Below are 19,687 nucleotides of genomic sequence, written 5' to 3'. Positions count from 1 at the left end.
CCTGCCACAGACGCAGCGGCTGCGCCACGCCGTTGCGGTAGCCGAGAACCGGTAGATCCCAGGCCTGACCGGTGATGATGAATCCCGGCTCCCAGTGGCCTTGTTTGCTGACCTTGCCGCCAATCCCTACCTGCACATCCAGCGCTTCGTTGTGACGGAACCACGGGTAGCTGCCGCGATGCCAGTCATCCGGAGCTTCCATCTGTTGCCCATCAGCAAATGACTGACGGAATAAACCGTACTGATAGTTGAGGCCATAGCCCGTCGCCGACTGGCCAACCGTTGCCATCGAGTCGAGGAAACACGCAGCCAGACGGCCCAGCCCCCCGTTCCCCAACGCCGGATCGGTTTCTTCTTCCAGCAAGTCGGTCAGGTTGATGTCGTGTGCTTTCAGCTCGTCGCTCACCGCCTGATACCAGCCCAGGTTGAGCAAGTTGTTCCCCGTCAGACGGCCAATCAAAAACTCCATTGAGATATAGTTAACATGGCGCTGATTTTTTGCCGGTTTCACCGCAGGCTGGGCGCTGAGTAACTCAGCCAACGCCCCACTCACGGCCTGCCACCACTGGCGCGACGTCATTTCGTGAGCCGACGATAAACCGAAGCGCTGCCACTGACGCGTCAGGGCAGCCTGAAATTGATCTTTGTTGAAAGTAGGCTGTGACATAGGGATTCCAGGTCCTTAGGTAATAAACAACGTTATCGCTAGTTTGCCAGGCTCGTTGTTGACCTTCCTCATCCTGCCAGGGATTAGGTAGGGAGGAGGAGCGGGGATGAGCGTTAAAATGTGATCGCCGCCACTTTACGAGGGGTATTATGGCTGATAAATACGCAGGCTCTGCGCATCCCCCTGAAATGCATCGCGGTTTTCGCATTAATCAAAAGGGATTATCCAGACAATATCAAACAGGAAGATGACATTTAGAAAAAATATGTAAACGGAGAAATAGTTTCTAACCTGAAATACACATTCTGCTTGAGATATTTCACATGAAAGTTTTAAGTCGAGCACAAAATTCATCGACTTTTATTCATCACCACAGTAACCATATAAAAGAAGAGGAGTTATTCCGCCCCGTAAAAATAACGCTGGATCCAGTCACCATGCCTGTTGCGACTCTTTAAAACAATTATTGCAATAGATGTATAGATTTGTGACATAGTGCAAAATCAGACACACAAAAAGTCCGCTTAGCTTGCAATAAATCCCGTTCTGGCCGACCTTATATCTATTAATTACGAAGCGCAAAAAAAATCGTTTTCCCCCATATTCACACAGTGAAGTGACTAACTTATGTTGATTCCGTCTAAATTAAGTCGTCCGGTTCGACTCGACCATACGGTGGTTCGTGAGCGCCTGCTGGCTAAACTTTCCGGCGCGAACAATTTCAGGCTTGCCCTGATAACAAGTCCTGCTGGTTATGGAAAAACAACGCTTGTTTCACAATGGGCGGCGGGGAAGAACGAATTAGGCTGGTATTCCCTGGATGAAGGCGATAACCAGCAAGAGCGCTTCGCCAGCTATTTGATTGCGGCAATCCAACAGGCGACCGGTGGGCACTGCACCACCAGCGAAGCCATGGTGCAAAAACGCCAGTATGCCAGCCTGACTTCACTGTTTGCCCAGTTGTTCATTGAACTGGCAGAGTGGCATCGTCCACTCTATCTGGTCGTGGATGATTATCATCTGATCTCCAATCCGGCTATTCACGAAGCGATGCGTTTCTTCCTGCGCCATCAGCCGGAGAATCTGACGTTAGTCGTGCTGTCGCGAAACCTACCGCAACTGGGCATTGCCAACCTGCGCGTACGCGATCAACTGCTGGAAATCGGCAGCCAGCAGTTGGCGTTTAACCACCAGGAAGCCAAACAATTCTTTGACCGTCGCCTGTCCTCCCCGATTGAGGCTGCGGAAAGTAGCCGCATGTGCGATGACGTTGCAGGCTGGGCCACGGCGTTACAGCTGATCGCCTTATCTGCCCGTCAGAACAACCATTCCGCCCACCAGTCGGCACGACGTCTGGCCGGTATCAACGCCAGCCATTTATCCGATTATCTGGTCGATGAAGTCCTGGACAGCGTCGATATCGGAACCCGCCATTTCCTGCTAAAAAGCGCCATCCTGCGCTCGATGAACGATGCGCTGATTGTTCGGGTCACGGGCGAAGAAAACGGCCAAATGCGGCTGGAGGAAATTGAGCGCCAGGGATTATTCCTGCAGCGGATGGATGATGTCGGCGAATGGTTTAGCTATCACCCGCTATTTGGCAGCTTTTTACGCCAGCGTTGCCAGTGGGAGTTAGCTACCGAACTTCCCGAAATACACCGCGCCGCCGCTGAAAGCTGGATGGCGCAAGGTTTTCCGACCGAAGCCATCCACCACGCGCTGGCGGCAGGCGACGCCCATATGCTGCGCGACATTCTGCTCAATCATGCGTGGGGGCTGTTTAACCACAGCGAACTGGCATTACTTGAAGAGTCATTGAAAGCTCTGCCGTGGGAAAGCCTGCTGGAAAATCCGCGTCTGGTTCTGCTGCAAGCCTGGCTGATGCAAAGCCAGCACCGCTACGGCGAGGTGAATACCCTGCTGGCGCGCGCTGAGCAGGAAATGAAAGGCGATATGGAACAGACGCTACATGCTGAATTTAACGCCCTGCGAGCGCAGGTCGCGATTAACGACGGAAATCCTGATGAAGCCGAGCGTCTGGCGAAACTGGCGCTGGATGAATTACCCATCGCCTGGTTCTATAGCCGAATTGTCGCCACCTCGGTACACGGCGAAGTTCTGCACTGTAAGGGCGACCTCACGCGTTCTCTGGCGTTGATGCAGCAAACCGAACAAATGGCGCGCCATCATGACGTCTGGCATTACGCCCTGTGGAGTCTTATTCAGCAAAGTGAAATCTTGTTTGCCCAGGGCTTTTTGCAGGCCGCCTGGGAAATCCAGGAAAAAGCGTTCCAGCTGATCAAAGAGCAGCACCTCGAACAGCTGCCGATGCACGAGTTCCTGGTGCGCATTCGTGCGCAGCTCCTGTGGGCATGGGCGCGCCTGGACGAAGCGGAAGCGTCTGCCCGCTCGGGTATTGAACTACTTTCCACCTTCCAGCCGCAGCAGCAGCTACAGTGTCTGGCGCTGCAGGTTCAGTGTTCGCTGGCGCGTGGCGATCTGGACAACGCGCGTAGCCTGCTCAACCGTCTGGAAAACCTGCTGGGTAATGGCCACTATCACAGCGACTGGATCTCCAACGCTGATAAAGTCCGGGTGATTTACTGGCAAATGGTCGGCGACAAAAATTCAGCCGCCAACTGGCTGCGCCACACGCCGAAACCGGAATTCGCCAATAACCACTTCCTGCAAGGACAATGGCGCAACATCGCCCGTGCGCAGATCCTGCTGGGCGAGTTTGAACCGGCTGAGATTGTGCTGGAAGAGTTGAATGAAAATGCGCGCAATCTGCGCCTGATGAGCGATCTGAACCGTAACCTGCTGCTGCTTAATCAGTTGTACTGGCAGGCGGGGCGCAAAAATGACGCACAGCGGGTGTTGCTCGACGCCCTGCAACTGGCGAACCGCACCGGGTTCATCAGCCACTTTGTGATCGAAGGCGAGGCCATGGCGCAGCAGTTACGCCAGCTGATTCAGCTCAACACATTACCGGAACTTGAACAGCATCGTGCGCAGCGTATTTTGCGTGAGATTAACCAGCATCACCGCCACAAATTCGCCCACTTTGATGAAGGATTCGTTGAACGCCTGCTCACCCACCCGGACGTCCCGGAGCTGATCCGTACCAGCCCGCTGACCCAGCGTGAATGGCAGGTTCTCGGTCTGATTTATTCTGGCTACAGCAACGAGCAGATTGCCGGTGAGCTGGCTGTTGCCGCGACGACCATTAAGACGCACATCCGCAATTTGTACCAAAAGCTCGGCGTGGCGCACCGCCAGGATGCGGTGCAACATGCGCAGAAACTGCTGAAGATGATGGGGTATGGCGTTTAGTTAACGCCTGATGCGCTATGCGTATCAGGCCTGGAACCCGCTTAGCACAACTCTAACTGGATATGATGGTCAGCAATGACCTGCATCACGCCAGCAGGCGGTAGCGTGTCGGTATATACTGCATCCACCATGCTGATACTGCCCATGTTCACCATCGCATTACGCCCAAACTTCGAATGATCCACCACCAGCATCACATGACGTGAATTCTCAATAATGGCGCGTTTGGTGCGAACTTCGTGATAATCAAATTCCAGCAGCGAACCATCGCTGTCGATACCGCTTATCCCTAAGATGCCAAAGTCCAGACGGAACTGTGAAATAAAGTCGAGGGTCGCTTCGCCCATAATACCGCCGTCACGGCTACGCAGTTCGCCACCGGCCAGAATAATGCGGAAATCCTCTTTTGCCATCAGCGTATTCGCCACATTGAGGTTGTTGGTCACAATGCGCAGGTTGCTGTGATTAAGCAGCGCATGAGCGACCGCTTCCGGCGTGGTGCCGATATCAATAAACAGCGTGGAGCCGTTCGGGATCTGCGTGGCGACTTTGCGGGCAATGCGCTCTTTTTCCGCCGTCTGCGTCGCTTTACGGTCATGCCACGGCGTGTTGACCGAGCTGGAGGGCAGCGCCGCGCCGCCGTGATGGCGCAAAATCATGTTCTGATCGGCCAGATCGTTGAGATCGCGGCGAATCGTCTGTGGGCTGACGGAGAAATGCTCCACCAGCTCCTCGGTGCTGACGTATCCCTGTTTTTTTACCAGTTCGATGATCGCGTCATGTCGTTGTGTTTGCTTCATTATGGTTCCCTGAAATTACGTTCGTTTTCGCACATGAATAGTATCAGCAAATGCCATTGCCAGACCGACGGCCAGCCCGGCGATATGCGCGCCGTTCGCCATCGACATGCCGAACAAATCAAACCAGCCGGCAACAATCCACATCAACGCAAAGATAATCAAACCACGCTGCAGGAAAATGCCGCTTTGCGGATCGCGCTCACCGCGCAACCACACGTAGCCCATCAGGGCATACACTACGCCGGAAAGTCCACCGAACCACGGGCCGCTAAATTTCTGCTGCACATAGCCGCTCAACAGCGCGCTAATTACGGTAATGACGATTAGTTTTCCGCTGCCGAGTCGTTTTTCAACCGCGCCGCCGAGATACCACCACCACAGCAGGTTGAACAGAATGTGCATCAGTGAGAAGTGCATAAACGCGTGGGTGAAATAACGCCAGAATTCAAATTTCAGCGTAGGATCAAACGGCCATGCCAGCCAGAGCATAACCGCCTGGTCACCCATCACATTCATTGCGATAAACACCAGCACACACGCGGCCATCACCGCCCAGGTCACCGGACCCGCACGTTCGCGCAACGTGGCAAGAAACGGATAGCGTTGATAGCGCAAACCGCTGTCGGTCTGCCCTGACTGCCAGCTTGCCGCCAGATAGCGCGGATCGCCCGGGTTCTCCAGAAATCGCGCCAGTTCTGCATGCACGCGCTCAGCCTGGGACTCATCCGCCAACCAGACATCCGTTTGCTGATGTTGTTGAATCGTCAGGATAACGCCCTGTGTCGCCATATAATCAACAAATGCCTGCGCCACGCGGGGGTTAGCAAAAGAGGTAATCATCAACATGGTTGCTGTCGCTTCATCCACACAAAAGAGGACAGTATATATATCCTGCCCGTTTCAGGCTGCATCTTTGTTAGCTTACGAACCGTATGCCACTTCTGCCGGAAAATGTCGATGCCAGGCATCGAAGCCGCCGTCAACGCTGTAAACCGCGTCATAGCCCTGCTGCAGAAGATATTGCGCCGCGCCTTTACTGCTGTTGCCGTGATAACACATCACCAACACAGTGGTGTCGAAATCATGCTCACGCATAAATGATCCCAGCGTGTCGTTCGTCAGATGAAACGCCTGCGGGGCGTGACCCATCGCATAGCTTTGCGGATCGCGGATATCCACTAACACCGCAGCTCCCTGATGCAGCTTCTGATGCGCTTCTTCGACATTAATACATTCAAACTGATCCATTGCTCTCTCTTCTTTATTTGCAGGTGACGCTTTTCGAACATGTTACTTCTTAGTGTACGTCCCGACGGCAGTTCAACACCATAATGTTATATGTATCACTGTAAATTGTTTATCCTATGTTACCAATGGCGCGATTCTTTGCTATTATGCTCGATAACGAACATTAATGAGCTATAACGAAAGTGCGAGAGGCCAGCATGGAAACCAAAGATCTGATTGTGATAGGTGGAGGCATCAACGGTGCCGGTATCGCGGCAGATGCCGCTGGACGCGGTTTATCCGTGCTGATGCTGGAAGCGCAGGATTTAGCCTGTGCCACCTCTTCCGCCAGCTCCAAACTCATCCACGGTGGCCTGCGCTACCTGGAACACTACGAATTCCGTCTGGTTAGCGAAGCGCTGGCCGAACGTGAAGTGCTGTTGAAAATGGCACCGCATATCGCCTTCCCAATGCGCTTTCGTCTGCCCCATCGCCCGCATCTGCGTCCGGCGTGGATGATCCGTATTGGTCTTTTTATGTACGATCATCTGGGCAAACGCACCAGTTTGCCAGGTTCTACCGGTTTGCGTTTTGGCGCAGATTCCGTAATGAAACCTGAGATTGTGCGCGGTTTCGAATATTCTGACTGCTGGGTAGACGATGCACGACTGGTTTTGGCAAATGCCCAAATGGTCGTACGCAAAGGCGGAGAAGTGTTAACCCGCACGCGCGCCACCTCCGCTCGCCGTGAAAACGGTTTGTGGATTGTGGAAGCCGAAGATATCGATACTGGCAAAAAGCACACCTGGCAGGCGCGCGGTCTGGTCAACGCTACCGGCCCGTGGGTGAAAGAGTTCTTCGACGACGGCATGCACCTGCCATCGCCGTACGGTATTCGCCTGATTAAAGGCAGCCACATCGTGGTGCCGCGCGTCCATACCCAGAAGCAGGCTTACATCCTGCAAAACGAAGATAAACGTATTGTGTTTGTCATCCCATGGATGGACGAATTCTCGATCATCGGGACGACCGACGTTGAATACAAAGGCGACCCAAAAGCGGTGAAAATTGATGAGAGTGAAATCAATTACCTGCTGAAGGTCTACAACGCGCACTTTAAGAAGCAACTGGGCCGTGATGATATCGTCTGGACTTACTCAGGCGTGCGCCCGCTGTGCGACGACGAGTCCGACTCGCCGCAGGCTATCACCCGTGATTACACGCTGGATATCCATGATGAAAACGGCAAAGCGCCGCTGCTGTCGGTCTTTGGCGGCAAGCTGACGACCTACCGTAAGCTGGCTGAACATGCGATGGAAAAACTGGCGTCGTACTATCAGGGCATTGGGCCTGCATGGACCAAAGAGTGCATCCTGCCAGGCGGTGACATCGGCGGCGATCGCGAGGATTACGCGGCCAAACTGCGCCGTCGCTACCCGTTCCTGACCGAGTCGCTGGCGCGCCATTATTCTCGCACCTACGGCAGCAACACCGAATGGGTCATCGGCGAAGCCACCTCGCTTGCCGAGTTAGGCGAAGACTTTGGCCATGAGTTTTATGAGGCCGAGCTGAAATATCTGGTCGATCACGAATGGGTTCGTCGTGCGGAAGATGCGTTGTGGCGTCGCACGAAAGAAGGTATGTGGCTGAACGCTGAGCAGCAGTCACGCATGACCCAGTGGCTGGCTGAATACATTGAGAAGCACCAGCTGTCGCTGGCGTCCTGATAAAAATGCCGGATGGCGGCGACGCCTTATCCGGCCTACAAAAGTGCATAAACGTAGGCCGGGCAAGCGAAGCGCCCCCGGCCTCGTGTTTTACAACCGCACCGAATCAATATGCCAGATGTTTTCGGCGTACTCTTTGATCGTCCTGTCCGACGAGAAGTAGCCCATGTTGGCGATATTAATCATCGACTTGGTGGTCCACTCTTCCGGATGACGATACAGTTCATCAACCTTATCCTGGCAATCAACGTAGCTGCGATAATCCGCCAGCACCTGATAGTGGTCGCCAAAGTTAATCAATGAGTCCACCAGGTCGCGATAGCGTCCCGGCTCCTCAGGACTAAATACGCCGCTGCCAATCTGCGTCAGCACCTGGTGCAGCTCTTCGTCTTTCTCGTAATACTCACGCGGCTTGTAGCCCTGACTACGTAAGGCTTCAACCTCTTCCGCCGTATTACCAAAGATAAAGATATTTTCTGCGCCCACATGTTCCAGCATCTCGACGTTGGCACCATCCAGCGTACCGATGGTCAACGCGCCATTCAGCGCAAATTTCATGTTACTGGTCCCGGAGGCTTCGGTCCCGGCCAGTGAAATCTGCTCAGACAGGTCGGCGGCAGGAATAATCACCTGCGCCAGGCTGACGCTGTAGTTAGGAATAAACACCACTTTCAGTTTGTCGCCAATCTGTGGATCGTTGTTGATCACTTTCGCGACATCGTTAATCAGGTGAATGATGTGCTTCGCCATGTAATAGGCCGAAGCCGCTTTACCGGCGAAGATATTCACACGCGGCACCCACTCGGCGTCAGGATCGGCCTTAATGCGGTTGTAGCGGGTGATCACATGCAGCACGTTCATCAACTGACGTTTGTATTCGTGAATACGCTTTATCTGCACATCAAACAGCGATTTCGGATTCACCACCACATTCAACTGCTGCGCGATGAGCGTCGCCAGTCGCTTTTTGTTCTCCAGCTTCGCATGACGCACCGCCTGATTTACCAGCGGGTAATCGCAGTGTTGTTCCAGTTCGCTGAGCTGACTGAGATCGGTGCGCCAGGTACGGCCAATGTTCTCATCCAGCACATTGGAAAGCGCCGGATTCGCCAGCGCCAGCCAGCGACGCGGCGTCACGCCGTTGGTAACGTTGCAAAAACGGGTCGGGAAGATCTTCGCAAAGTCAGCAAACAGCGACTGTACCATCAGGTTGGAGTGCAGTTCCGACACGCCGTTAACCTTGTGGCTCACCACCACCGCCAGCCATGCCATACGCACCCGGCGGCCGTTGGATTCATCGATGATCGACGTCCGCCCCAACAGACCCGTATCGCTCGGATACTGCTCCTGCAGCGTTTTCAGGAAGTAATCGTTAATCTCAAAGATAATTTGCAGGTGGCGCGGCAGAATTTTACCCAGCATATCCACCGGCCAGGTTTCCAGCGCCTCGCTCATCAGCGTATGGTTGGTATACGAGAAGACCTGACAGCACACCTCAAAGGCATCGTCCCAGCTAAACTTGTGCTCATCAATCAGCAGACGCATCAGCTCAGGGATCGACAGCACCGGATGGGTGTCATTGAGGTGAATAGCAATTTTGTCAGCCAGGTTGTCGTAGGTTTTGTGCAGTTGGTAATGACGACTCAGGATATCCTGCACCGTGGCGGAGACCAGGAAATACTCCTGACGCAAGCGCAGCTCGCGTCCCGAATAGGTGGAGTCATCCGGATACAGCACGCGGGAAACGTTCTCGGAGTGGTTTTTATCTTCCACCGCCGCAAAGTAATCGCCCTGATTGAATTTACCAAGGTTGATTTCGCTACTGGCCTGTGCATTCCACAGGCGCAGCGTGTTGGTGGCATCAGTGTCGTAACCGGGGATAATCTGGTCGTAGGCAACCGCGAGGATCTCTTCAGTTTCTATCCAGCGCGTTTTCTTGCCTTCCTGCTGAATACGCCCGCCAAAACGCACTTTGTAGCGCGTATTGTGGCGTTTGAACTCCCATGGGTTACCGTATTCCAGCCAGTAGTCCGGCGACTCTTTCTGTCGGCCATCAACAATGTTTTGCTTGAACATGCCGTAGTCATAGCGAATACCGTAGCCGCGTCCCGGCAGTCCCAGCGTTGCCAGCGAGTCCAGGAAGCAGGCCGCCAGGCGCCCGAGGCCACCGTTGCCAAGACCCGGGTCGTTTTCTTCGTCGATCAGATCTTCAAGATCCAGCCCCATGCCTTCCAGCGCATTTTTGACATCGTCATAAATCCCCAACGATAACAGTGCATTGGAAAGCGTGCGGCCAATCAGGAACTCCATAGACAGGTAATAGACCTGACGAGTTTCCTGAGATAATTGCGCACGATTAGAACGCAGCCAGCGCTCCACGAGACGATCGCGCACCGCGAACAATGTGGCGTTCAGCCACTCATGTTTATTGGCAATGACCGGGTCTTTACCAATCGTGAACATCAGCTTGTAGGCAATAGAATGCTTAAGTGCCTCTACGCTGAGTGTGGGCGATGCATAAGTAAATGGAGCATTCATATAGGTGATTCCTGGATAACTATTTCAAGCGATAGTAAAGCTCACGGTATGACTTCGCCGCGACTTGCCAGCTAAAATCCATGGTCATGGCCTGACGTTGTACAAACCGCCACAGCGAAGGCCGGGACCACAATACGAAAGCACGCCGGATCGCCCGTAGCAGCGACCAGGCATTACTATCTTCAAATACAAACCCACTGGCGATACCGTCCGCCAGGTTCTCCAGCGAACTATCAGACACCGTATCAGCCAGCCCACCGGTACGTCGCACCAGCGGCAACGTGCCGTACTTCAGTCCATACAATTGTGTTAAGCCACACGGCTCAAAACGGCTGGGCACCAATATCACATCAGCCCCGCCCATGATGCGATGCGAGAAGGCTTCATGATAGCCAATCTGTACGCCCACCTGGCCCGGATGTTCCGCCGCCGCGGCGAGGAAACCTTCCTGCAATACCGGCTCGCCCGCGCCGAGCAACGCCAGTTGTCCGCCCTGCTCTAACAACCCCGGCAACGCTTCCAGCACCAGATCCAACCCTTTCTGGCTGGTCAGGCGACTGACTACAGCAAACAGCGGCACTTTATCGTTAACCTTAAGTCCCATCGCGATCTGTAGCTGCCGTTTGTTCTCCGCCTTCTCTTCCAGCGTGTCACGCGTATAGCGCGACGCCAGCAGCAGATCGGTTTCCGGGCTCCAGATTTTTTCATCAACACCGTTCAGCACGCCGGAAAGACGCCCTTCGCGATGGCGCTGCTGCAACAAACCTTCCATGCCGTAGGCGAACTGCGCCTCGGTAATTTCCCGCGCGTAGGTCGGACTGACCGCCGTAATGTGGTCGGCGTAGTACAACCCGGCCTTCAGGAACGAAATCTGGCCGTTAAACTCCAGCCCGTGCACATTAAAGAACGACCATGGCAATTGGATGTCATCCATATGCTTTGCATAAAACATGCCTTGATACGCCAGGTTGTGTACGGTGAACACCGATTTCGCCGGATGGCCGCGCGCCGCCAGATACGCCGGGGCCAGACCGGCATGCCAGTCGTGCGCATGCACCACATCCGGGCGCCAGAATGGATCAAGGCCGCAGGCCATTTCACAGCCGACCCAACCCAACAGCGCAAAACGCAGCACGTTATCGGTATACGCAAACAGGTTCGTATCGTGATACGGGCTCCCGGGACGGTCATAGAGATGTGGCGCATCAATCATATAAATGCCGACGCCGTTGTAATGTCCGAATAACAGCGTTATCCGTCCGGCGAAGGTATCCCGACGCGTCACGACCTGCGCATCGGGAATGCCGCGACGAATATCAGGAAACGCCGGAAGCAATACGCGGGCATCCACACCGTCCGCAATTTGTGCCGCAGGTAACGCCCCAATAACATCCGCCAGTCCCCCGGTTTTTAACAGGGGGAACATCTCTGAACAAACGTGTAAAACCTGCATTATCGCTCCTGTTTGATTTGCAGTTTGCGTAGCATTTCACGCGTGACCAGCACAATGCCTTCCTCTGAGCGGTAGAAGCGACGAGCATCTTCTTCCGCATTTTCGCCAATCACCATGCCCTCAGGAATGATGCAGGCGCGATCGATAATGCAACGACGTAAGCGGCACGAACGTCCAACCCACACTTCAGGTAACAACACTGCCGAATCAATGTTACAGAAAGAATTCACCCGCACGCGCGGAAACAGTACGGACTGCACCACCACCGAACCCGAAATAATACAGCCACCGGAAACCAGCGAGTTCAGCGTCATGCCGTGGCTGCCGGAACGGTCCTGTACAAATTTCGCCGGAGGCAGCGATTCCATGTGCGTTCGGATTGGCCAGTCCTGGTCGTACATATCCAGTTCAGGCGTCACCGAAGCCAGATCGAGGTTCGCCTTCCAGTAGGCCTCCAGCGTTCCCACATCGCGCCAGTACGGCTCGGATTCCGGGTCAGACTGCACGCAGGACAACGGGAATGGATGTGCATACGCCATGCCAGCTTCAGTGATTTTCGGGATAATGTCTTTGCCGAAATCGTGGCTGGAGTTTTCATCGAGGTCATCTTCCGCCAGCAATTCATACAGGTAATCGGCGTTAAAAACGTAGATCCCCATACTGGCAAGGGATTTGGTCGGATCATTCGGCATCGCCGGCGGGTTGGAGGGTTTTTCAACGAATTCGATAATTTTGTCGTTTTCATCAACATCCATTACGCCAAACGCGCTGGCTTCTTCGATCGGCACAGGCATACAGGCCACGGTGCAGCGCGCGCCTTTCTCGACGTGGTCGATCAGCATGCGTGAGTAGTCCTGCTTATAAATATGATCGCCCGCGAGGATCACCACATATTCCGCTTTATAGCGTCGAATGATATCCAGGTTTTGGGTCACCGCGTCCGCCGTGCCGCGATACCAGTTTTCACCCTGCATTCTCTGCTGGGCAGGCAGCAGATCGACGAACTCGTTCATCTCTTCGCTAAAGAACGACCAGCCGCGCTGAATATGCTGCACCAGCGTGTGGGACTGGTACTGAGTGATCACGCCGATACGGCGGATCCCGGAGTTAATGCAGTTGGATAAAGCAAAATCGATAATGCGGAACTTACCGCCAAAGTGCACGGCAGGCTTGGCTCGTTTGTTGGTTAAATCTTTCAGACGGGTTCCGCGGCCACCGGCCAGGATCAGGGCAACAGATTTTAATGGCAGCTGGCGCGCCAACATTACACGATCGTTCTTCTCTAAACTCACCATGACTAACTCCTTTTTATCTTCTCTGGAACACACACAGTCCGTGCGCAGGTCCCTGCCAGACAGCCGTAAGCACCGGATTATCCTCTCCGGCAAATGGGGGAATGGCGTGCCATTCCCCTTCAGGTAAAACGATATCTGTCACCTCAAGCGTGGCGTTTATTGCAATCAGAAAACGGTCTGAAAGCTGGATTTGCATCTGCCTCGGGCCGTTTTGCCACTCATCCGCACTTAAGGGTTGTGCGTACTTATTCAGCCAACGAACATTGCCATCGCCCTCTTCCCACCAGCAATCCCCCGTTAATGCAGGTATTTGACGGCGCAGATGAATCAGCGCGGCAGTAAATGTGGTTAGCCCACTGTTTGCCTGCTGCCAGTCCAGCCAGGTTAAGGCGTTATCCTGACAGTAAGCGTTATTGTTGCCGTGCTGGCTATGACCATGCTCATCGCCCGCCAGCAACATCGGCGTCCCCTGGGAGAGCAACAGCGTGGTTAACAGCGCATGAATGCTGTCGCGCCGCCGTTCAATCAGGTCCAGCGTGCCGCCTAATCCTTCTTTACCATGATTGTCGCTGTAGTTATTGCTAGTGCCGTCGCGATTTTCCTCACCATTCGCTTCATTGTGCTTATTTGTGAAGCACACACAGTCGCGTAGCGTAAAACCGTCGTGCGCGGTCACCAGATTGACCGTGGCGCTGGGTTTGCGGCCATTGCGTTTAAACACATCGCTGGATGCAGCGAAACGTCCGGCAAACTCACCTAAAGACAGATTACGCTGAAGCCAGAAGCGTCGACTTGCGTCGCGAAAATGGTCATTCCACTCGGCAAACGGTGGTGGGAAATTCCCCACCTGATACCCGCCTTCACCAATATCCCACGGTTCCGCAATCAGTTTGACGCGAGAGAGCAGCGGACAGTTTTGGATCGCGGTAAACAGCGGCGCATCCTGACGAAACGCAGGCGTACGCCCCATGACGGATGCTAAATCAAAACGAAAGCCGTCCACGTGGCAGGTTTCCACCCAATAACGCAGGCATTCACATGCGTATTCCACAACGCCAGGATGGCTCAGGTTGAGGGTGTTCCCGCAGCCGGTCCAGTTGTAGTAATCACCATCGTCCCTGATCCAATAATAGCTACGGTTATCAATTCCGCGCAGGGAGAAGACCGGTCCTTCAAGATCCAGCTCGGCGCTATGGTTCAAAACGATATCGAGAATGACCTCAATCCCCGCTTTGTGCAGCGCTTTCACCGCATCACGAAACTCATCCAGCGCACTCTCTGGCGAGCAGGCATAGGCCGGATGCAGCGCGAACATCGCCACCGGGTTGTATCCCCAGTAGTTCGACAGGCCCAGCCGTTGAAGCCGTGGCTCGCTGGCGAAATGCGCCACCGGTAGCAGCTCCAGCGCGGTAATGCCGAGGTGTTTGAAATAGTCGATCATCACCGGATGACCCAGCGCTTTGTAGGTTCCGCGAATTTCTTCCGGCAGGTCAGGATGCAAATACGTCAGCCCTTTGACATGCGCTTCGTAAATCACGGTATTGCCCCACGGCGTGCGCGGCGCGGCATCATCCTCCCAGTCATAATGGTCGGACACCACCACGCCCTTCAGCGCGATGGCGGCGTTATCACGGTGATCCGGTTCATTTAGCCCACCGTGCAACAGTGGGTTATCTTTTAACTCGCCCTCGACCCGACGGGCGCAAGGGTCGAGCAGCAGTTTCGCCGGGTTAAACCGGTGGCCCTGCTGCGGTTGCCATGGGCCATGGACGCGATAGCCATAGCGCAGACCGGGCCGGGCGTTGGCCAGATAGCCGTGCCAGACATCGCCGCTACGCCCCGGCAGGTCGTAGCGGAGTTCGCAACCGTCCTCGTCAAATACGCATAATTCAACGCGTTCAGCGTGGGCTGAGAAGAGAGTAAAATTAACGCCATGGCCGTCATACGTTGCACCATGGGGGGTGGCGTTGCCGGTTGCCAGTTGCGTCATTCCCCCTCCCGAACCAGCCAGATCGTTGCCAACGGCGGCAACGTGAGGCTCAGTGAATGCTGCCGACCATGACTGGCGATTTCATCACTGTGCACCGCACCGCCGTTGCCGGTATTGCTGCCGTGGTAATGCATCGAGTCGGTGTTGAGGATCTCACGCCATTTCCCCGGCTGATTGATACCGAAGCGATAGCCGTGGCGGGGCACAGGCGTAAAGTTACTAACCACGATGATTTCATTGCCGACCTTGTCACGACGCACGAAAGCCAGCACCGAACGTTCGTTGTCATCCACCACCAGCCACTCAAAGCCATAGGCATCAAAGTCGAGCTCGTGCAGCGCTTTGTGATGACGATAGGTGAGGTTCAGATCGCGCACCAGACGCTGTACGCCGTGGTGCCAGTTGTCGCCGCCTTCCAGCAGGTGCCAGTCGAGGCTGGCGTCGTGGTTCCATTCACGTCCCTGCGCAAACTCGTTGCCCATAAACAGCAGTTTCTTGCCTGGGAAGGCCCACATCCAGCCGTAGTAGGCGCGCAGGTTGGCAAACTTCTGCCATGCGTCTCCCGGCATGCGATCGAGAATGGATTTTTTACCGTGTACCACTTCGTCATGCGACAGCGGCAGGACAAAGTTTTCGGTGTAGTTGTACAGCATGCCGAAGGTCAGCTTATCGTGATGGTACTGACGATGAACCGGGTCCAGTTTCATGTAGTCCAGCGTGTCGTGCATCCAGCCGAGGTTCCACTTATACCAGAACCCTAAACCGCCCATGTCCTGCGGTCTTGAAACGCCAGCAAAATCAGTGGACTCTTCCGCCATGCTCACCGCACCCGGCACCTGTTCGCCAAGAATACGGTTGGTATTGCGCAAGAACTCAATGGCTTCGAGGTTTTCGCGACCACCAAATTCGTTCGGAACCCATTCCCCTTCTTTACGGCTGTAGTCGCGATAAATCATCGATGCTACGGCATCCACGCGCAGCGCATCGATACCAAAGCGTTCAATCCAGTACAGGGCGTTGCCCACCAGATAGTTGCTGACTTCACGGCGGCCATAGTTGTAGATCAGCGTGTTCCAGTCCTGGTGATAGCCTTCACGCGGATCGCTGTGTTCATACAAACTGGTGCCATCAAACTGAGCCAGACCAAAGTCGTCCGACGGGAAATGACCCGGCACCCAGTCGAGAATGACGTTCAGCCCCGCCTGATGCGCGGCATTCACAAAATAGCGGAAGTCATCGCGCGTACCAAATCGACGGGTCGGCGCATACATGCCGGTAGGTTGGTAACCCCAGCTACCGTCGAACGGATGCTCGTTAATCGGCAACAGTTCAAGGTGGGTAAAGCCCATCCACCTGGCGTAAGGCACCAGCTGATCCGCCAGCTCACGGTAGCTCAGCCAGAAGTTGTTGTCGGTATGACGACGCCATGACCCCAGGTGCACTTCATAGATAGAAATCGGCGCATCAAACTGGTTGGCTTTTTTACGCTCCTCGCTTTGCACCACTTTTTCCGGCAAACCACAGATAAGCGACGCGGTTTCCGGGCGCATTTGCGCTTCAAACGCGTAAGGGTCCGCTTTGATTCGCAGCTTACCGTTGGCATCGATCATCTCATATTTATACAGCTGACCCTGCTGGGCACCGGGGATAAACAGCTCCCAGATACCGCTTTCTTTGCGCAGGCGCATCGGGTGGCGACGGCCATCCCAGTAGTTGAACTGTCCCACGACTGAAACACGCTGTGCATTCGGCGCCCAGACGGAGAAGCGCGTACCGGTGACGCCATCCATGGTATCCGCATGCGCACCCAGCGTTTCGTAAGGTCGCAGGTGCGTACCTTCAGATAGCAGCCAGGCATCCATATCCTGGATCAATGGGCCAAAACGATAAGGGTCATCAATCAGATTCTGCTGTCCATGCCAGACAACGGCCAACTGATAGCGAAAGAAATTTTTACGGCGGGGAAGTACAGCACAGAAAAAACCGCGAGAGTCGAGGCAATCCAGCTTGCCGACTTTGCGTCCGGTTTTGGGTTCGATCACCCACACTTCGGTGGCGTCAGGTAATAAGGCGCGGACTTCAAGTCCAGCGTCAGTTTGGTGCATACCGAGTACGGAAAAAGGATCCGCAAAATGGCCTGCAATTAGCGCATTAATCACGTCTCTATCGATACGAACGGACATGGTTGTCTTCCTGTTTTATGGTGTCACCCCTTCCAACTGATTTTCGACATCAGGTAGCGACACTTTTTTTGACCTGAACGGCGCAGCACAATTGTGCATCCTCTCTGCGTCGTCCCACCTTCAGGCAACAACTTAATACCTCCGGTACTAAGTCACCCTTAAAGAATAGCCAATGCTTTATCTTACTCCTGGTAAAAAATGAAACATCTGCGCTTACTCCTGTATTACGCAAAAAAAAGGGTGACTCAGCACCCTTTGATCATTAACAAACCATTACGCCAGTTGACGTAACATGCGGCGCAATGGCTCCGCAGCACCCCAAAGCAGCTGGTCACCTACGGTAAAGGCTGACAGGAACTCCGGTCCCATATTCAGCTTACGCAGACGACCTACTGGCGTGGTCAACGTGCCGGTAACGGCCGCCGGGGTTAACTCACGCATGGTGATTTCACGATCGTTTGGTACTACTTTCGCCCACGGGTTGTGCGCCGCCAGCAGTTCTTCCACAGTCGGAATAGACACATCTTTTTTCAGTTTGATGGTGAACGCCTGGCTGTGGCAGCGCAGCGCGCCGACGCGCACGCACAGACCATCAACCGGGATCACGGAAGACGTGTTGAGAATTTTGTTGGTTTCCGCCTGTCCCTTCCACTCTTCACGGCTCTGACCGTTATCGAGCTGTTTGTCGATCCACGGAATCAGGCTACCGGCCAGCGGTACGCCAAAGTTATCAACCGGCAGTTCACCGCTACGGGACAGCGTCGTTACTTTACGTTCGATATCGAGAATAGCAGAGGATGGGGTCGCCAGTTCATCGGCCACATGGCCATACAGATGACCCATCTGAGACAACAGCTCGCGCATATGACGCGCGCCGCCGCCGGAAGCCGCCTGATAGGTCGCCACGGAGACCCAGTCGACCAGGTCGTTGGCAAACAGGCCACCGAGGGACATCAGCATCAGGCTAACGGTACAGTTACCGCCGACAAAGGTCTTAATCCCTTTATTCAGGCCATCGGTGATGACATCCTGGTTAACCGGATCGAGAATAATGATGGCATCGTCTTTCATACGCAGCGAAGAGGCCGCGTCAATCCAGTAACCCTGCCAACCGCTTTCACGAAGCTTTGGATAGATTTCGTTGGTATAATCGCCGCCCTGACAGGTCACGATGATATCGAGCGCCTTCAGCGCATCCAGATCAAAAGCGTCCTGAAGCGTGCCGGTCGCGGTTCCACCGAATGTCGGTGCCGCCTGCCCGAGCTGGGAAGTAGAAAAGAAAACAGGGCGAATGGCGTCGAAGTCACGCTCCTCAACCATGCGTTGCATGAGAACAGAGCCGACCATACCGCGCCAGCCGATAAAACCAACATTTTTCATAGCGTTTTTTTCCTGCAGAGATGTGTGCTGTGTTTATACGTAAAATCATTCAAAATGCATCGAGGCGGCAAGCGAAGAAATCCCCATGAGCATAGAAAACTATGCGATTGGGGTTTCTGAGTGAAGCCAACAAAGAGGCAGTTTGAAGGATGATGCGTATATGTATGCCAGTGTCCTGGTGGCATATCCTTCACCATACAAAATGCAGCCAAAGTCGCAAGTGAAATTAATCAATGATAGCGAAGCCATCAGTAATGCGACTTATCCCGCTGCGCAAGCAAGCAGAAAGTCCGCGGTAATTATCAGGGAATTTGAGTTATGAATGAAATCATTTCAGCGGCAGTTTTATTGATCCTGATTATGGATCCACTCGGAAATCTGCCCATTTTCATGTCCGTATTGAAACATACCGAACCAAAACGCCGCCGCGCGATTATGATTCGCGAGCTGTTCATTGCGCTGTTGGTGATGCTGATATTCCTGTTTGCGGGCGAGAAAATTCTGGCATTTCTTAACCTGCGCGCGGAAACCGTCTCTATCTCCGGGGGCATCATTTTGTTCCTGATCGCCATTAAGATGATTTTCCCCAGCGCCACCGGGAATAGCACCGGGCTTCCAGCTGGTGAAGAGCCGTTTATCGTTCCGTTGGCGATTCCGCTGGTGGCAGGCCCAACAATCCTGGCCTCATTAATGCTGTTGTCGCATCAGTACCCGAACCAGATGGGGCATCTGGTGATTGCCCTGCTGATCGCCTGGGGCGGTACGTTTGTGATTCTGTTGCAGTCGTCGCTGTTTTTACGTCTGCTGGGGGAGAAAGGGGTGAACGCGCTGGAGCGCCTGATGGGGCTGATTCTGGTGATGATGGCCACCCAGATGTTCCTTGATGGCGTACGGATGTGGATGAAGGGGTGACCGTTTTGAAGCTGGAGAGCATGGCATTTCAGAGAACGATTCCGTTCACGTTATGTTCATTGCTTCTCTGAGATCTCGTCACCAGTGAACGTGTTAAGGGGGCTACGCAGCCCCCTTAACAATCCCGGCTCTCCGGCAGGAAAATCGCCGCGTCGCGGTTCCCTCGCCTTATTCCTTCCCGC

General features: G+C 54.2%; 13 protein-coding genes. 3 read left to right on the top strand and 10 right to left on the bottom strand.

Features of this window, described 5'->3' with window-relative positions:
• A partial coding sequence (locus tag FDX03_RS23715) for a glycogen/starch/alpha-glucan phosphorylase (protein ID WP_249357128.1) occupies nucleotides 1–667 on the bottom strand: 667 nt, incomplete at its 3' end.
• 627 nt (nucleotides 668–1,294) lie between these two features.
• Between FDX03_RS23715 and malT the strand changes: the two genes are divergently transcribed.
• Nucleotides 1,295–4,000, top strand: a complete 2,706-nt coding sequence (gene malT, locus FDX03_RS20125; RefSeq protein WP_048213563.1) for an HTH-type transcriptional regulator MalT — start codon at nucleotides 1,295–1,297, stop codon at nucleotides 3,998–4,000.
• Between the two features lie 41 nt (nucleotides 4,001–4,041).
• Here the strand turns inward: malT and FDX03_RS20120 are convergent, their stop codons facing one another.
• The 3 genes from FDX03_RS20120 to glpE form a co-directional block, all read right to left on the bottom strand.
• Nucleotides 4,042–4,800 carry a DeoR/GlpR family transcriptional regulator gene (locus FDX03_RS20120; RefSeq protein WP_003023499.1) on the bottom strand — a complete coding sequence of 253 codons (759 nt, stop codon included), beginning with the start codon at nucleotides 4,798–4,800 and terminating at the stop codon, nucleotides 4,042–4,044.
• A gap of 15 nt (nucleotides 4,801–4,815) precedes the next feature.
• Nucleotides 4,816–5,646, bottom strand: a complete 831-nt coding sequence (gene glpG / locus FDX03_RS20115; RefSeq protein WP_048213800.1) for a rhomboid family intramembrane serine protease GlpG — start codon at nucleotides 5,644–5,646, stop codon at nucleotides 4,816–4,818.
• A 75-nt stretch (nucleotides 5,647–5,721) separates the two neighbouring features.
• The gene (glpE, locus tag FDX03_RS20110; RefSeq protein ID WP_048213564.1) at nucleotides 5,722–6,048 is read right to left on the bottom strand and encodes a thiosulfate sulfurtransferase GlpE; all 327 of its coding nucleotides are present in this window, start codon (nucleotides 6,046–6,048) and stop codon (nucleotides 5,722–5,724) included.
• Nucleotides 6,049–6,245: 197 nt separating this feature from the next.
• Here glpE and glpD point away from each other — a divergent pair, with 197 nt between their 5' ends.
• The gene (gene glpD, locus FDX03_RS20105) at nucleotides 6,246–7,754 is read left to right on the top strand and encodes a glycerol-3-phosphate dehydrogenase (RefSeq protein WP_048213565.1); all 1,509 of its coding nucleotides are present in this window, start codon (nucleotides 6,246–6,248) and stop codon (nucleotides 7,752–7,754) included.
• A 90-nt stretch (nucleotides 7,755–7,844) separates the two neighbouring features.
• On the opposite strand, the gene glgP is transcribed toward glpD, so the two are convergent.
• The 6 genes from glgP to asd all read right to left on the bottom strand — a co-directional run bounded on the left by glgP (nucleotide 7,845) and on the right by asd (nucleotide 18,593).
• Nucleotides 7,845–10,292, bottom strand: a complete 2,448-nt coding sequence (glgP, locus tag FDX03_RS20100) for a glycogen phosphorylase (protein WP_048213566.1) — start codon at nucleotides 10,290–10,292, stop codon at nucleotides 7,845–7,847.
• A gap of 19 nt (nucleotides 10,293–10,311) precedes the next feature.
• A complete protein-coding gene (gene glgA / locus FDX03_RS20095) occupies nucleotides 10,312–11,745 on the bottom strand; it encodes a glycogen synthase GlgA (protein WP_137346486.1) in 1,434 nt (477 codons plus the stop codon).
• Nucleotides 11,745–13,040: a glucose-1-phosphate adenylyltransferase gene (gene glgC / locus FDX03_RS20090; protein WP_115642743.1), complete on the bottom strand. Its 1,296-nt coding sequence runs from the start codon at nucleotides 13,038–13,040 to the stop codon at nucleotides 11,745–11,747. Before glgC ends, glgA begins: the two co-directional genes overlap by 1 nt.
• A gap of 13 nt (nucleotides 13,041–13,053) precedes the next feature.
• Nucleotides 13,054–15,030: a glycogen debranching protein GlgX gene (glgX, locus tag FDX03_RS20085; protein ID WP_137346485.1), complete on the bottom strand. Its 1,977-nt coding sequence runs from the start codon at nucleotides 15,028–15,030 to the stop codon at nucleotides 13,054–13,056.
• Nucleotides 15,027–17,213 carry a 1,4-alpha-glucan branching enzyme gene (glgB, locus tag FDX03_RS20080; RefSeq protein ID WP_137346484.1) on the bottom strand — a complete coding sequence of 729 codons (2,187 nt, stop codon included), beginning with the start codon at nucleotides 17,211–17,213 and terminating at the stop codon, nucleotides 15,027–15,029. The genes glgX and glgB overlap by 4 nt, the downstream gene beginning before the upstream one ends.
• Nucleotides 17,214–17,486: 273 nt before the next feature.
• Complete coding sequence (gene asd, locus FDX03_RS20075; RefSeq protein ID WP_003023482.1) at nucleotides 17,487–18,593, bottom strand: aspartate-semialdehyde dehydrogenase; 1,107 nt, start codon at nucleotides 18,591–18,593, stop codon at nucleotides 17,487–17,489.
• 318 nt (nucleotides 18,594–18,911) lie between these two features.
• Here asd and yhgN point away from each other — a divergent pair, with 318 nt between their 5' ends.
• Nucleotides 18,912–19,505: an NAAT family transporter YhgN gene (gene yhgN, locus FDX03_RS20070; protein ID WP_003023480.1), complete on the top strand. Its 594-nt coding sequence runs from the start codon at nucleotides 18,912–18,914 to the stop codon at nucleotides 19,503–19,505.
• The last annotated feature ends 182 nt before the right edge of the window (nucleotides 19,506–19,687 follow it).

The organism is Citrobacter sp. wls827 (assembly GCF_005280875.1).
In the GTDB taxonomy this organism is placed as follows: Bacteria; Pseudomonadota; Gammaproteobacteria; order Enterobacterales; family Enterobacteriaceae; genus Citrobacter; species Citrobacter youngae.
Note: the sequence above shows the minus strand (reverse complement) of the source record. Positions and strands in the feature narration are given on the sequence as shown.